This window comes from Bradyrhizobium sp. T-1 (assembly GCF_053592855.1).
The window spans coordinates 7819493-7835683 of record NZ_CM132115.1 but is presented as its reverse complement, the minus strand read 5'-3'; the positions used below and the strand labels follow the sequence as shown (position 1 = coordinate 7835683).

Here is a 16191-nt window from a genome sequence, read left to right as displayed (position 1 = left end):
GGGGACATGCGCAGACGGGATGCGAAGGAGTGATGGCCCCGCCCTTCGCGCAAACAGGGCCGCTAGGAGAGGAGACGTCAATGTCGAAATCGTTCAGGGCGTTCGGCCTTGCGGTGAGCGCGCTTGCGCTGACTTGCCTGCCGGCCGCGGCGCAGACCAAGGTTACCAATGAAGGCATCTCGGCGAGCGAGATCGTCATCGGCACCCATCAGGATCTGTCCGGTCCGATCAAGGGCTGGGGCGTGCCGGTCTCCAACGGCATGAAGATGGCGGTCGAGGAGATCAATGCGGCCGGCGGCATCAACGGCCGCAAGATTCGTCTGGTCATCGAGGACAGCGGCTACGATCCGAAGAAGGCGGTGCTGGCTTCGCAAAAGCTGATCGAGCGTGACAAGATCTTCGCGATGGTCGGTGCCATGGGGTCGCCGACCGTGCTGGCCGCTCAGGACATTCTGCTCGACGCCGGCGTGCTTCAACTCTTCCCGCTGACGGCGGCGGAGTTCACCTTCAAGTTCGATCCCGCCAAGCCGCAGGAGCGGCTGAAGTTCAACAATCTTCTGCCTTACGTCGAGAGCACGCGCGCCGCGCTGAAATACATGATGGAGTGGAAGAGCTTCCAGAAGCCCTGCATCATGTATCAGGACGACGAGTACGGCAAGAACGTGCTCGACGGCTTCACCCAGCAGCTGAACGCGATGAAGGTGCAGGCGGCTTCGACCACGAGCTACAAGCGCGGCGCCTCCGACTTCAGCGCGCAGGTCGCCAAGATGAAGTCCGACGGCTGCGATCTCGTGGTGCTCGGCGCCGTGCTGCGCGAGCCTATCGGCGCGATGGGCGAGGCCAAGAAGCTCGGCTGGGACGTCACCTTCCTCGGCGCCACCCCGACCAACGTGATGGAAGTGCCGATGCTCGGCAAGGAGGCGGTCGAAGGTCTCTATGCGGCCTCGGGCTTCGAGATCCCGTACGAGGATACGGCCAAGGGCAAGGTCAAGGACTGGCTCGCCAGCTATAAGAAGATGTTCAACACCGACGCCAATACCCAGGCCATCATCGGCTACAACGCGGTGGAGACGTTCGCCTTCTATGCCAACAAGGCGGGCAAGGATCTGACCGGCCAGAAGATGCTTGATGCGCTGGAGTCCGGCGACAAGTTCCTCGACATCTTCAACTCGCCGCCGACCAAGTTCTCCAAGACCGACCACCTCGCCAACACCATCACCCAGGTGCAGCAGGTCAAGGGCGGCCGCTGGGTGCTGGTGAAGGACAATCTGATGTTTTGATGTTCGCTTCGCTTTTACCCTCCCCTCCGGGGGAGGGTAAAAATCTACGACCCCCCGCCTGCAGTCCCCGAGTTCACCGGCGCCAGCTCGTCTTCGCGGCAGCGCCAGCCGTCGGCGGCTTTCACGAAAGCAAACGTCCGCTGGATCCGCAGGCGGCGCGTGACGTTGAAGGCCGCTGCGGAGCGTTCCTTGCTTGCGGCACCCGGTTGCGGTCGGCCGCTGCCGGGGTCCCAGCAGGTGCCGGTACAGGTGGACGCGACCTTGCTGCAGGCGGCGAACGGCGCCAGCACGACCATTTCGATCTCGCCGGTGACCTGCGCCTCCCGGTCGGTCACCTGGCTGTCGAGCGCATAGACGCGGTTGATGCGCAGGAAGTTGCCGCACGAATTGGCTGCGTGGATGCGCGCGGCGCAGAAATCGACAGCATCCGTGTCGGGCTCCCTGGCTGCGACCTGCCGGCCGAACACCTTCTTCGGATCGCCCTTGGCGGCCGCAATCTCGTCCGTCTTGTGCTTGAGATGATCGGCGAGACAATCTTCCGCGGAGCCAAGCTCCTGAGCCGGCACGTTCTCCTTGCCGACCAGATTGCACTTGCGGTCGCGCTCGCGCGTCCAGCGGCCGTATTCGGCGAAGGCAAAGCGGGCCGCGGTCGGGTCCAGCTTGCGGATCAGGCCGAGCACCTGGCTGTTGAGCTCGGTCTCCGTGAGCGCCAGCGACGGATCTGCGCAGATCAGCGCACCGGCCGCGGTGTTGGCCGCAAGGCAGTCGAAATCGGGATCGCGCACGATCGTGGCCCGATCTTCGGTCACCTTGAGCAGGCAGGCCTTCACCCGGTCGAAATCCTCCGTGCGGATCGCGCTCTGGCCGACGATGCCGCAGCCGAGATTGCGCTGGCGGATCCAGATCGCATTCTCCTCGATCGCGGGCAGGCGATCGGGCAGGCGGGCGAGCCGCGCCTCGATTGCCGTGTTCAGCTTCTCGGCGGCGGCAGACAGCTCGGCGTCACCGCAGAACAATTGATTGCCGGGGTCGCGGATCTGCTGGCAGTTGCTCTTGGAGAACAGCGGCAGCCGGTCGGCGATGGCGGGGTCGGAAGCGCCGGATTGCGCCAAGCCTGGTGCCGCCGGCCAAGCCAGCAGCGCGAGCACAGTCAGCACGATCCACCGCATTCCAGTCGCCCCCGCCCAGAGGGCACCATGCTAGCGTCCGGGATCGGCCTGCGAAATGGCTTTGTGGCGGGCTCCGAGATCGTTCAGTGCGCCTCGGGGGCGGTCGTCGAGAACTGCACGGGCTCGTCGACATACTTCAGCACGGCGGACTCGTAGAGCACGAACAGCGGCTGATAGGTGCGCGCGTTGTCGTCCTCGACCATGGCCATGCGGCGGTTGTCCAGCATCAGCCAGCTTCCGTCGAGCCTTGCCGCGGCAACGGCATGTTCTTCGCCGGCCCTGACGTCGCGCACCACGACAATGCGGAGATCCTCTGCGGCGACGCCGGCCAGCCGCAGCGCGGCGAGCTTGGCGATGGCATAGTCCTCGCAATCGCCGGCGCCGCGCGCCAAGGTCGCGAGCGGCGAGCTCCAGACGTCGTCGGCGCCGTCACCGGCGGCGCGGATGGCGAGGTTGATGGCGCGGTTGGTCTCGCCGAGCCGCGCGCGGCCGTCGCGGGCGCGGGCCTGGTCGACGATGGCGAGCAGCTTCAGCGCCGCGGGCGAGGCGCAATTGCCGCGATCGCCGTCGCACAGCGCGAGCTGCACCATGTCGTCGTCGAGCCTCTCCTTCAGCGCGAACCATTTCTGCCGCAGGCTGCCGGTGGAGATGGCGAAGGCGAACACGCCGAACGGCTCGGCGGATTTGCGCACGAGCACGCCCGGGCCCGGCGACAGCAATGTGCCGGCCCGAAGATCGGCGGCCGACCCGAGCAGGACCAATCCCCATAGGGCAGCGATGACGCGCCAGGCGCGCCGGTGAGCGGCGGTCTCCATCTGACATCCCCTAACGGCTTCGCCAGGTCCCTCTCGACCTCGACGTGCCGGGCTTGTTGCTTTCGCGGAGATAGTGCGAGACGAGCCGTTCTGGTCTGCTTAATGCGCGTGGGCCGGACGCCAAAACCGCGGGGCAAGCTGAAGCGCGCCTGTCCAAATTGCATAAAATTTTAGGATCCCGGAGCGTCCGGCTGCCTTTGAGACAATTACAAGCACAAGTTGTGAGATCGCTGGAGCCGGCCCTTGGGGCTAACGGTCCGTATTTTTCCTGGTTCTGTTAGTTGGGTCACAGATTTGGCTCCGTATTTGCCGCAGGATGCGACGGGGCACTACGAAGCAGAGATGAGACAAGTATCTGCCCTGAGGTCTGCGGGGCTGATTACTTTGGATGACTGGAAATGCGCGCAATAGGCCAAATTCGACTACGAAATAGTCAAAAGAATACTGCTGCCCCTCTGGGAATGTCGCTGTAGGCATAGTCGCCGGCGGCCAAGTGATGCGAAATCACACAAGCAATAGATGGTTTCGCTAAGGACTTGGTAATGCTATGCAAGCTTAGGCGGATGATACTTACATAAATTTTACCCCGATTGACGGTGCCCAGTTGAATTACGCTGGCAAATTTGACGCCGCGCTCTCATTGGATGGCCACGGTCTCCGTACGTCCGCCTACGACCATGTCGATTCCTTCACCGCCAAGGCACACGGCCACGTGCCCGATGGCGCGGTCGTCATTGCCGACCCCAACCTCATCTTCAACGGCGAGTTCAAGCGCACGGGTCTCGATCTCGTGCTGTCGCATGACGGCCACGAGTTAGTCGTCCATGACTATTTCAGAGGCGACAAGCGCGCGGCGATCGCGTCGCCCGACGGCGCCCATCTCACCGGCGACATCGTCAGCGCGCTCACCGGCTACGTCCAGGTCGCGCAGGCCGCACCCGGCGCCGCCGCGGCGCAGGTCATCGGCCACGTCACCAAGCTGACCGGCAGCGCGACCGCGATCCGCAACGGCGTCTCGGTCATCCTGAACAATGGCGACAACGTCGAGAAGGGCGACGTGGTCTCGACCGGCTCGGACTCGACGCTCGGCGTCACCTTCATCGACGGTACCGTGTTCGGCCTGTCCTCCAACGCGCGGATGGTGCTGAACGAGATGGTGTACGACCCCAACGGGTCGAACAATTCCTCGCTGCTCAGCCTGGTCGCGGGCACCATCACCTTCGTCGCCGGCGAGACCGCCAAGCACGGCGACATGAAGATCGATACGCCCGTCGCCACGATGGGCATCCGCGGCACGGCCGTGCTGACCGAGATCAACTTCGTCGTTCCCTCCGGTGGCGGCGATCCGCAGCCGCAGGCGAACTTCCAGGTGCTGGTCGAGCCGAACGGCACCACCGGCTCCTACATCCTGTTCGACAAGCTGACCCTGCTGCCGATCGCGACGGTCAACCAGGCCGGCCAGATGGTGCAGATCAGCGGCGGTAACGTCTCGGTCACCAATGCGCTGCTGTCGCCGGACGTGCAGAAGCTGATCACGGACGTGTTCACGCTGAAGTTCACGGACAACAACACCAACACCAAGCTGACCACGAACTTCACCGACACGATCACGCAAAACGGCAACATCGTCTTTATCAAGACGGACACCGGTGCCACGGCGACCGCGACCTTCACCAACACCGCCAACAACGGCACCGGCACGGGGCAAGATGGCGCGAACAAGACGGCCGACCGTTTTCCCGGCCCGCCCCAGGCGCGGAGCCTCGATCTCAACGGCGGTGTGACGTCGAAGTTCAAGCTCACCGAGCATTCGGGCACGACTGCCGACCGCTCGGATGCAACCGGCGACACCGTCAATGCGGACACGGTGTCCGGCCGGATCACGTTCGTCGATCTCAATATCGGCGACCGCCCGACGGTTTCGGTGAATCTCGCTCAGGCGCCGAACTTCGTCTACGAGAACGCCGACCTGCAGGACGTCACCGGCTCGCTCACCGCGCTGCAGATCCAGGACATCGTCGCGACGCAGATCCAGATCAGCGTCGTCCCGGACGCGGCCAACACCAACAACGGCTCGGCGGTCTGGACCTACACGATCCCCGACCATGTCTTCGACTTCCTCGCGGCCGGCGAAACGCTGACGCTGACCTATACCATCCTCGTCAACGACAATTTCTCGGTCAACCCCGAATCCTTTCCGATCACGATCGCCATCACGATCACCGGCACCAACGACAAGCCTGTGATCACCACCAGCGTTCCGACCATCACCTTTTCCGGCGGCACCAGCGTCCCGGGCGGTCCGCTCACCACCAATGTGCCGACCTCGGGCACGTTGACCTTCAGCGATGTCGATCTCACCGACACGCATATGGTGTCGGTGTCCAAGTTCAGCGCGGTCCTGCCCGATGGCACCGTCCCCAAGGCGATCTCCGACTTCCTCGCCAATGCCCTGCTGGTCTCGATCGCCTCCGGCGATGACAGCACCGGAACCGGTACGGGGACGATCAACTGGTCGCTGAAGGACATCCCGGTCTACCTCGCCGACTTCATCCCGAAGGGCGAGGTGCTGACGCTGACCTACACCGTGACGGTCACGGATTCGCAAGGCGCGACCGCGGACCAGACCATCACGGTCACGATCACCGGCACCGATGCGCCCGCGGTGGTGTGGATCGCGACGAATGCGCCGGGCGCTCCCGCGGGCGGCTTCTGGAAGGACGGCGCCAACTGGGAAACCGGCGCGGTCCCGACCATCGACGACGATGTCATCGTCATCACCGATCAGCTGCATGGACTGACGCCGTCCTATCCCGTGACGATCGACGCGGCGGCCTACGCCAAGTCGATCACCATGAACGACTTCGGCGGCCCGCCGCCGCAGCTCATCAACAAGAGCACATTGACGATCGCGCAGACGCTCACCATGAGCGCGGACTCGATCCTCAACAACTTCAAGAACGCCCAGATTACGGTTGGCAACTCCATCACGATCACGGGGACCGCCAGCTTCACCAATGCTGGGACGCTGACGCTGCTCGGCACGACCGACGGCATCCTGCCTTCCGATAGCACCATCGATACCCTGACCACGGTCACCAATTCCGGTCTCATCGAACTGTCCGGCGGAACCCTGGCGTTGCAGAGCAACGTCAACAATGCGGGTGGCACGTTCGAGATCGACGCTGCGATGACGCTCCATGGAGCGACGATCACCGGTGGCATGGTGCGCAACGACGGCACGTTCAATCTCACCGGCAGCGCCGTGTTGAAGGGGGGCGTGCTCAACAACACGGCTACAGGGCTGATTCTGGTGCCGAACGGTGCGGCCAGTGTTATCTCTACCCTGGTCAATTCTTCTCTTCCGGGACTTTATATCTCCGGTACCGGAAACTCGTTCGAGAACGAAGCCGTCACTAACAGCGGCTCGATCCTGGTGTCGGCGAATGGCGTATTGACCCTTGACCAGGGAACGACGGTTGCCAACACCGGCAGCATTTTTGTCGACATCAGCGGCATACTGATCATCGACGACGCCAGCATCGGCGGCACCGGCGTGCTACAAAATAATGGTGAGGTCGATCTCACGGGTGCCGCTGCGCTGAGCGGTGGCAATCTGTGGAACAACGCCACAGTCAAGGTGAGCGGCACCGGCAACGCGCTGAACGATGAGGCGATCATTAATGCGGGCACCATCGAGGTGCTGGCCAACGCCGCGCTCGCGATGGGGCAGGGCTCGACCGCCGACAATGCAGGCGGCAATGTCATCGTCGATGACCATGCCGTGTTGACCCTGGATGGAGCCACGATCAGCGGCGGCGCGGTCAAGGGCAGCGGCAGCATCGACGTCACCGGCGCCAGCAAGATCGACGACGGTGCCACGCTCAGTGTGGCAACGGTCACCGCCGACGCCGCGCTGACGCTGGACGGCATTGCGGTGTCGGGCTCGGTCATCACCGACCATGCGAGCATCGAGCTCGATAACACCGTCAAGCTTCTGAATGGCGTCAGGATCCAGAGCGGCCCGGTCACCAACAATGGCACGCTGGAGATCGCGGGGGCTGCGACCCTGCTCAACGACATCGTCACCAACAACGGCACGGTGAAGATCGACGACGGCCAGACGCTGACGCTGTCCGGCTCGGAGATCTCCGGCGGCACCATCGACAACTTTAGCGGTGCCTCGGGCGGCGCGATCGACGTCACCGGCGACAGCACGATCGATGCTCATGCGACCCTGAACAAGGGAGCCGTGACGGTCGAGGGCGATGTGACGTTGACCTTTGGCGATGCCACGGTGTCCTCAACCGCCATCGCCAATGGCGGCACCGTCAAGGTCGAGACCGACAAGAAGCTGGCGCTCGCCGGCGCCACTCTGACGGGCGGCACGCTCACCATCGCCGGGACGCTCGCCTCGTCCGGCATCACGACGGTCACCGACGCCAACATCTCGAACAGCTATCTGATCGAGGCGATCGGCGGCCTCCTGATGCTGACGGCGACGACGTCCACGCCTGCGATCAGCAACGACGGCGGCACGATCCGGGCCAAAAGTGGCGAGCTCGACATCAACAGCGAGGCTGTCACCAACACCGGTGCGCTCTCCGCAATCAACGACGGCACGCTGAAGCTGATCGCGACGACGGTGACCAACACCGGTGGTGCGGTATCGATCGAATCGGGCTCGACACTCGATCTCTCCGGCGCGACCATCCATGGCGGGACCCTGACCATTGCCGGCACGTTGGAATCCACCGGCACGAGCGCCATCACTGATGCCGATATCGCCAACACCGGCACGATATCCGCCACCTCCGGCACGCTGACGATCGATCCCGCGGTGCTGCATACGATCACCAACAGCCACCTGCTCCAGGCCAATGGTGGCGAGCTCGACATATCCGGCGAGCACATCGTCAATACCGCCGATATCAAGGCGATCGGGGGCGGGATCCTGAAGCTCACGTCCCTGACCGTCACCAACAATGGCGGAACGGTCACGGTCGACGGCACCTCGAAGCTCTATCTGACCGACGTCGCGATCAACGGCGGTAGCCTGAACAATTCCGGCAGTCTTTATAGTGTCTCGGGCAGCAACGGCGTCGCAGGTGCCGTGACCAACACCGGCACCATCGAGGTGCAGGCCGGCACGCTGAACCTCTCCGGCGGCTTGACCGGCGCCGGCACGCTGATCGTCGACGACGGCGCGACGCTGGAGCTCGCAGGAGCGACGGCGCAGACCGTGACTTTCGCCGGCGGCACCGATACGCTCAGGCTCGACGAGGTGGCTGGTCAGAGCTTCACCGGCACCATCGCGGGAACGTCATCGAAGGACGGCACGTTCACGATCACCGGCGCGGCCAATATCTCGACCTCGATCGGCAACGCGCTCGAATTCAACGCATCTGGCGGGACCAGCGACGGTGGTGGCAATATCGTGCTGACGCCGACCGGCACGCTGACCGGGCACGACAACGGCATCGTCGCCACTCAGAATGGCATCGGCGACATCACACTGACGACGTCGGGAGACGTCACCGGCCAGGGCGGTAACGGCATCGTGCTGCACGACAGCGCGACTGGCGCGGGCAACATTGCCGCGACGATCGGCGGCGGCGTTTCCGGGGCGGCCGGTCTCGATGTCGTCTCCCATGGCGGCGGCGCCGTCAACATCACCAACAACGGTCACATCACCGGTACGACTTCGTTCGGCATTCACGTCGACCAGGACGATTCCGGCGCGACCGGCTCGACGCATATCATCAACACCGGCTCTGTCGTCGGCGCCAACGGCTTTGCCGCGATCTCGATCGATGAAAACGCGACCGGCACAGCGCTGATCGACAATTCCGGCACCATCGGCCCCGCTGCCGCCGGCAGTGTGACCTCGACGACTTACGCGATCGTCGAGACCGGCGGAGCCATCACGATCAACAACAGCGACCACATCAACGGCAACATCTCGGTCGCAACTGCGACGTTCAACAACGAGAGCGGCGGCACCTGGACGGTTTCGGGAACCAGCGTGTTCGGCACGCTGTCCACGATTGATAATGCCGGCGAGATCGATCTCCTCAACGGCGCATCGGTCTCCAGCGCGGACGGCGTGACCTTTGCCATCACCAATTCCGGCGAGATCGAGAGCTGGGGCACGGCGGTCATCACCGGCGCCATCACCACCACCGACACCAGTGCGATCGAAGTTCACGCGGGAACGCTGACGCTTTACGGCTCGCTGTCGGGATCCGGCACGGTCATGATCGACGCCGGCGCGACGCTCGATGTCGACGCCACGGTGTCGCAGACCATCACCTTTGGCGGCGATGGTGCCGAGTTGCAGATCGACACGACGAGCTTCTCCGGTTCGGTCGCGGGATTCGCCGCGACCGACAAGCTGGATCTGTCGGGCATCGTTTACGATGCGGGGACATCGGCGACGTATGACCCCCTGACCGGCGATCTCGTCGTGAGCGACGCCTACCACCACACCATCACGGTGAAGCTCGTCGGCGCCGACTACAGCAACGCCCATCTCGCCGGCAGCCTCAGCTCCGACGGTCACGGTGGCACGCTGATCACCTACAACGCGGCCGACGACACCCCGGCCTTCAATCCGGCCGAGACCTCGCAAAGTGCCGTCGTGGCGGAGCAGTCCGGTCTGACGGGATCCTCGACCCTGGATCAGTCGACGCCGGCGAGCGGCACCATCCATTTCACCGATGTCGACCTGACCGACCGGCCGACGGCGACGATCACGGAGCAATCAGCGACCTGGCTCGCCTCCGACGGACATACAGAGCTGACGCTGACGTCGGGGCAGGCAAGTGCGCTGGAAAATGCGCTGGCGGTTCTGACGACCGGCAAGAACAACGGCGCCGTCGACTGGAGCTACTCGATCAAGGACAGCGCGCTGGACTTCCTCGGCGAGGGCCAGACCGCGACGGTGGTCTCGACCATCACGCTCGACGACCATCACGGCGGGACCGACACCGCGCAGGTCTCCGTCACGATCACCGGCGCGAACGACGCGCCGACGCTGTCGAATCTCAATATTGGTACCCTCACCGACACGGCCGCTGCCGACAGCTTCTCCGATCTCACCGGAAAGCTGGCAGGCGCCGATGCCGATGCGGGGGAGACGGCGACGCTGACCTATTCCGTTCTGAACGCGGATCATCATGCCACAACGACGGTTGCCGGCCTGTATGGCTCGCTGACCGTCGCAGCCGACGGCAGCTACAGCTATGTTCCGAATGCTACGGCGATCAACGCGCTTTCGGCAGGCGATTACACCGACAGTTTCGCGGTCCAGACCACGGACGTGCATGGTGCGACAGGTACGGCGACGCTCACGGTGGGCGTGACCGGCGCGGACGATGCGCCGGTGATCAACGTCGACAATATCAGCGTGATCCAGCAGACCGACGAGCAAATCTTCGTTCAAGGTCTCACCGTAACCGATGCGGATGCCGCCGCGAACGAAACCTTCACGCTTCAGGCGGCCACCGCGGAGCCGGGCAGCAATGTCAGCCCGTCGACGGGCTCGGGTTCTTTGGCCGACATCAATGCGATGCTGGACACCGTGACCTACAATGAAGGCACCGGCGAGCCTGCGACCGACAATGTCACGTTGACCGTGACCGATGGTCACGGTGCAACCGACACGCTCAATTTGATCTTCAATCTCCGTGAAAGCGGGGACGTGAGCAATGTCGCTCTTGCCGGAACGAGCGGCAAGGACGTGTTCTTCGGAACGGTCGGGTCCGATCAGTTCGTATTCGGGGCCAACTCGAACCACGATACGATCGTGAACTTCACCTCCGGTGAGGACCGCATCGATCTGACGGCGGTCGTGACCACCAGCAATATGTCCGATTGGATGGCGCAGCATGTGAGCGTTTCGCCGACGAACCCGGCCGATACCCTGATCACGATCGATGCGGAGGACACCATCGTGTTGAAGGGCGTCACGCACCTCTCGGCGACCGACATCCTCCATGCCTGACGGCGTGTCGGGGAGGGGGCGGGTCGTCGGTCCGCCGGATGTCCCTGCCGTTCAGCGCGAAAGCGTGATATCCCATCATCATGAAACGTCTCAAAATCTGGCGCCGGTGGTTCGCGCAAAAGTTCGGCTTTGCGCGGCTGGTGTGCCTGGTGCTGCTGGTCGTCTTTGCGGCCTTGCGCGTCTGGGATCCGCCGCCGGTCCAGGAATTGCGGCTGCGCACCTTCGACCTGTTCCAGCTGGTCGATCCCCGTCACAAGACGGTGCGGCCGGTCACCATCGTCGACATCGACGACAAGAGCCTTGCCAAGTTTGGCCAATGGCCGTGGTCGCGCACCCGGATTGCGGACATGATCATCAACCTCACCAACAGCGGTGCAGTTGCGATCGGATTCGACGTCGTATTCTCCGAGCCCGACCGGCTCAATCCTGATCTGGTCGCCAACCAGATGCGTTATCTGGACGACGTCACCCGCACCAAGCTGCGCGAGTTACCCAGCAACGATCAGATTCTCTCGGATGCGATCAAGCGCTCGCGCGTTGTGCTGGGCGAGACCGGCCAGCCGGCGATCGGGGCCGAGCTCGACAAGACCCTTCCTTTCACAGGCGTCGCGACGGTCGGCGAAGACAATGCCGAAAAATTCCTGTTCGAATTCCCCGGCCTGTTGCGCAACGTTCCCGTCATCGAGAAGGTCGCGGCCGGTCGCGGCCTGTTCACCATCAAGACCGAACGCGACGGCTTGATCCGCCGGGTGCCGATGATCATGCGCGCCCAGGGCAACATCATGCCCTCGCTCAGTCTCGAGATCCTGCGGGTCGTCACGGGAACGCCGACGCTGCTGGTTCGCACCGACAAGACCGGCATCCGCGCCGTGCGCCTCAAGGGCGTCGAGATCCCGACCGACAAGAATGGCCAGCTCTGGGTGCACTATGCGCGCCAGGATCCGTCGATCTACGTCTCGGCGGCCGACGTGCTCGACAACACCGTGCCGCCGGGCAAGATCAACGGCAAGCTGGTGCTGATCGGCACCTCCGCGGTCGGGCTGAACGACCTCAAGACTACGCCGGTGACGGCGAACATGCCGGGTGTCGAGATCCACGCCCAGGTGCTCGAAAGCGTGCTGAGCGGCGCCGTGATCTCCCAGCCGAACTACGCGCTCGGCGTCGAATTGCTCGCCGCGATGATCATCGGCATCCTCGTCATCATCTTCACGCCGAATCTCGGCCCGGTCCGGCTGGTGCTGGCGGGGGCGATGTTCGCCGCCATCCTGGTCGGCACGTCCTGGTTCTTCTACGCGCAGTACCGCTATCTCATCGACTTCACCTATCCGCTGCTGTCGACCACCGCGATCTACCTGACCTTCATCTTCGCAAGCTTCGTGCGCGAGCAGCGGCAGCGCGTGCAGATCCGCGGCATGTTCGCCCAATACATGTCGCCGGAGCTGGTCGAACAGCTCGCGCAGTCGCCGGAAAAGCTCAAGCTCGGCGGCGAGGAGCGCGAGATGACGATCATGTTCTCCGACGTGCGCGGCTTCACCTCCATCTCCGAGAGCTACAAGCACGATCCGCAAGGCCTGATCACCTTGATGAACCGCTTTCTGACGCCGTTGACCAACGTGATCCGGGCGCACAGGGGCACCATCGACAAGTACATGGGCGACGCCATCATGGCGTTCTGGAATGCGCCGGTCGACGACAAGACGCATGAAGTCAACGCCTGCGAGGCGGCCGTCGGCATGCTCGAGAAGATCGACGAGGTCAACAAGGAGCGCGAGCAGGAGGCCGCCGAGGGCGGTCACGTCTACATTCCGCTCAATGTCGGCATCGGTCTCAACACCGGCATCGGCGTGGTCGGCAACATGGGGTCCGACAAGAAATTCAACTATTCGGTGCTCGGCGACAGCGTGAACCTGGCCTCGCGCCTGGAAGGCCAGACCAAGGAATATGGCTTCCCGATCATCGTCGGCTCCCGCACCGCGCTCGCCGTCAAGGACAGGTTTGCGATCCTCGAGCTCGACTTCATCATGGTCAAGGGCAAGAGCGAGCCGGAGGTGATTTACGCGATCGCCGGCCGCGAAGACGTGATGCAGTCCGCTGCGTTCCAGCGCCTGCGCAACATCACCATCGAGATGCTCGGCTGCTACCGCGGCCGCGACTGGCAGGGCGCGCTGAACGCCATCGCGCGTGGCCGCCGCAGCGAGGATGCCGACACGCTGGAAAAGCTGTTCAAGCTGTACGAGGCACGCATCAGGGATTTCCAGACCAATCCGCCGCCGGACGGCTGGACCGGCGCCTATGCGCTGCTGACGAAGTAGGGCGTGAGAGTTCTCGGTCGCGCCTCAACTACAGTGTCGTCCCGGCGCAGGCCGGGACTCATACTCCGCAGCAGAAGTTGTTGTGCGAGATCGGAGTTGGCCGCCGTCGCCAAACCCAATCCTGTGGCTATGGGCCCCGGCCTGCGCCGGGACGACAGTGGAGGTGGAGCCGCGAGCGTAGCCATATCCACCCTACGACAGCGGTGCTTGCCGCGCTCACTCGATCACTGGATAATATGGGCCGCCTCGCGCCCACGGAGATGACCGCATGACGAGACCGACACCGAAGGAAATCAGGCCGATTGCGCAAATCGCCGGCATTGCCGTGGACGATGAGATCGCGACCCGGATCTCCAATTCGATTGGACCGGCCTTCGAAGGCTTCGCGGCCGTCGCCGGCACGCTGCCGTTCGACCTCGAGCCCGCACTCTTTCCGCTTGCGCAGATGCAGAAAGTGTCGAAATGAGCTCTGAGCCCGCATTGATGACGCTCACCGAGGTCGCGCGTGCGATCGCGATGAAGCAATTATCCTCGCATGAGGTGACGCGCGCGCTGTTGCATCGCATCGCGCAATGGCAGCCGCATCTCAACGCCTTCATGTCGATCGAGTCCGAAGCCGCGCTGAAGGCCGCCGAAGCCGCGGATGCCGAGCTCGCCAGGGGCGAGGTGCGCGGTCCGCTGCACGGCGTGCCGCTCGCGCACAAGGACATGTATTATGACGCCGGCAAGGTCGCGACCTGCGGCTCGCTGATCCGTCGCGACTTCGTGCCGACGGTGACCTCGACCGCCTTGCAGCGACTGAAGGATGCCGGGCAAATCCGCCTCGGCACGCTGCATCTGGCCGAGTTCGCCTATGGCCCGACCGGCCACAATGCGCATTACGGCCCGGTGCGCAATCCCTGGAATGTCGCGCATATCACCGGCGGCTCGTCGTCGGGCTCCGGCTCGGCGGTCGCGGCGCGGCTGACCTATGCGGCGCTGGGCTCCGACACCGGCGGCTCGATCCGCATGCCCGCGCATTTCTGCGGCGTTACCGGATTGAAGACCACGGTCGGCCGCGTCAGCCGCGCCGGCGCAATGCCGCTGTCACAATCGCTCGACACGGTCGGCCCGCTCGCGCGCACCGCAGAGGACTGCGCCTTGTTGCTGGCGCTGATGGCCGGGCCCGATCCGGAGGACGCGACCTGCAGCCACGCGCCGCTGTCGGATTATGTGGCCGCGACCAAGGGCTCGCTGACGGGCCTCAAGATCGGCGTGCCCGCATCCTTCTATGTCGATGATCTCGACAGCGAGGTTGCGCGCGTGCTGGACGAGACCATCGCGGTGCTCAAGCGCGAAGGCGCCGACATCGTCAAGGTCGAGTTGCCGGACCAGCGGCAGTTGTCCTCCGCGAGCCAGCTGGTGCTCGCCGCCGAAGCCGCCGCTTTCCACAAGCGCTGGATGATCGAGCGTCCGCAGGACTACGGCGCGCAGACGTTGATGCGGCTTCAGAACGGTCTCGCCGTTCCCGCGGTCACCTATCTCGAGGCGATGCGCTGGCGCGGACCGGCACTCGCTGCGCACAATTCCGCGACATCAGCCGTCGATGCGATCATCGCTCCGGCCTCGCCGATACCGGCGCCAACCATCGAGGAAAGCGATGTCGGCGGCGGACCCAACGCGCCGGCGCTGTTGCAGCGGCTGACGCTGTTCACCCGCCCGGTCAACTTTTTGGGCCTGCCGTCGCTCACCGTGCCGTCGGGCTTCACCAAGAGTGGCCTGCCGGTTGGCATGCAGCTGATCGGCCGCTCCTTCGATGAAGCAACCCTGCTCACCATCGGCGCCGCCTTCCAGCGCGTCACCGACTATCACGACCGGGTGCCCAATCTGCCGGCATGACAAAGCTCTCGCCGAGCCGGCGGCTTCGAGCGGTTTCCTTTGAAAATCCTCTGCGCCGGCTTGGTGTTGTCACAATCCACTCCGGGCCGCGCCGGAGGGGCATTTCTACTGTGCATGGGGTTGTTTTCGCGTTTTGTGTCTGAATGACTTCGTCTCGGTTCGCCCCGAACGCCATTCAGACTCCATTCATCCCGTTTCCGGTTCCATGCCCCTCGTTCACGGAGAGGGACTTCAACTTATGTACATTTCTGGTCAAAGCCTCATCATCATCCTGTTCGTCGGCCTGGTCGCCGGCTGGCTTGCCGGCAAGGTCGTGCGGGGGAGCGGGTTCGGCATCATCGGCGACATCGTGATCGGCATTGCCGGCGCGTTCGTTGCGAGCTTCCTGTTCCCGAAGCTCGGCATCCATCTCGGCCTCGGGCTGGTCTCGGAGATCATCTATTCCGCCATCGGTGCCATCATTCTGCTGCTGGTGGTGCGGCTGGTGCGCGGCGGCGGCCGGCTTTAACAGGTTCGATTGAAGCGGAACGGCCGCCTCTCCCCGCGCGCTTTGGGGAGAGGCGGCCGTCTTTGCTAGAAAAAGCCGCAAAGACTGTGAAATACCGGACTTGCGCATCGGGCCATCCGGGGTAGATGTGACCAGGGCCCGGATGAATTCGATTGCGTTGCACGCGGGGAATACCCGATATTAATCCGCGGCGAGTACGCCTCGATTTGCCTTTGCAATCAGGG

8 protein-coding genes are annotated in these 16191 nt (G+C 63.8%); 6 read left to right on the top strand and 2 right to left on the bottom strand.

Going from position 1 to position 16191, the window contains the following annotated elements:
• Nucleotides 1–80 precede the first annotated feature (80 nt).
• On the top strand, nt 81–1280 hold the full coding sequence (locus tag ACWAT4_RS37430; RefSeq protein ID WP_212302694.1) for an ABC transporter substrate-binding protein: 1200 nt from the start codon (nt 81–83) through the stop codon (nt 1278–1280).
• 44 nt (nt 1281–1324) lie between these two features.
• Here ACWAT4_RS37430 and ACWAT4_RS37425 read toward each other — a convergent pair whose 3' ends face one another.
• Both ACWAT4_RS37425 and ACWAT4_RS37420 read right to left on the bottom strand, forming a co-directional pair.
• Nucleotides 1325–2449 (bottom strand): lysozyme inhibitor LprI family protein, encoded by a 1125-nt coding sequence (locus tag ACWAT4_RS37425; protein WP_449729426.1) that lies wholly within the window; start codon nt 2447–2449, stop codon nt 1325–1327.
• 83 nt (nt 2450–2532) lie between these two features.
• Entirely contained in the window at nt 2533–3264 is a 732-nt protein-coding gene (locus ACWAT4_RS37420; RefSeq protein ID WP_449729425.1) for a transglutaminase-like cysteine peptidase, read from the bottom strand.
• Between the two features lie 604 nt (nt 3265–3868).
• Between ACWAT4_RS37420 and ACWAT4_RS37415 the strand changes: the two genes are divergently transcribed.
• From ACWAT4_RS37415 to ACWAT4_RS37395, 5 genes are all read left to right on the top strand, one after another.
• Nucleotides 3869–11269 (top strand): VCBS domain-containing protein, encoded by a 7401-nt coding sequence (locus tag ACWAT4_RS37415; protein ID WP_449729424.1) that lies wholly within the window; start codon nt 3869–3871, stop codon nt 11267–11269.
• A gap of 80 nt (nt 11270–11349) precedes the next feature.
• Complete coding sequence (locus tag ACWAT4_RS37410) at nt 11350–13581, top strand: CHASE2 domain-containing protein (RefSeq protein ID WP_449729423.1); 2232 nt, start codon at nt 11350–11352, stop codon at nt 13579–13581.
• Nucleotides 13582–13849: 268 nt separating this feature from the next.
• Entirely contained in the window at nt 13850–14047 is a 198-nt protein-coding gene (locus ACWAT4_RS37405; RefSeq protein ID WP_212302689.1) for a hypothetical protein, read from the top strand.
• A complete protein-coding gene (locus tag ACWAT4_RS37400) occupies nt 14044–15459 on the top strand; it encodes an amidase (RefSeq protein ID WP_212302688.1) in 1416 nt (471 codons plus the stop codon). Before ACWAT4_RS37405 ends, ACWAT4_RS37400 begins: the two co-directional genes overlap by 4 nt.
• Before the next feature lie 238 nt (nt 15460–15697).
• On the top strand, nt 15698–15967 hold the full coding sequence (locus tag ACWAT4_RS37395; RefSeq protein WP_212302687.1) for a GlsB/YeaQ/YmgE family stress response membrane protein: 270 nt from the start codon (nt 15698–15700) through the stop codon (nt 15965–15967).
• The last annotated feature ends 224 nt before the right edge of the window (nt 15968–16191 follow it).

Excerpts from the sequence above, each read along its gene's own strand:
- ACWAT4_RS37430 (WP_212302694.1), top strand. The coding sequence starts at position 81 with ATGTCGAAATCGTTCAGGGCGTTCGGCCTTGCGGTGAGCGCGCTTGCG.
- ACWAT4_RS37410 (WP_449729423.1), top strand. The coding sequence starts at position 11,350 with ATGAAACGTCTCAAAATCTGGCGCCGGTGGTTCGCGCAAAAGTTCGGC.
- ACWAT4_RS37425 (WP_449729426.1), bottom strand. The coding sequence starts at position 2,449 with ATGCGGTGGATCGTGCTGACTGTGCTCGCGCTGCTGGCTTGGCCGGCG.
- ACWAT4_RS37400 (WP_212302688.1), top strand. The coding sequence starts at position 14,044 with ATGAGCTCTGAGCCCGCATTGATGACGCTCACCGAGGTCGCGCGTGCG.
- ACWAT4_RS37405 (WP_212302689.1), top strand. The coding sequence starts at position 13,850 with ATGACGAGACCGACACCGAAGGAAATCAGGCCGATTGCGCAAATCGCC.
- ACWAT4_RS37420 (WP_449729425.1), bottom strand. The coding sequence starts at position 3,264 with ATGGAGACCGCCGCTCACCGGCGCGCCTGGCGCGTCATCGCTGCCCTA.
- ACWAT4_RS37395 (WP_212302687.1), top strand. The coding sequence starts at position 15,698 with ATGTACATTTCTGGTCAAAGCCTCATCATCATCCTGTTCGTCGGCCTG.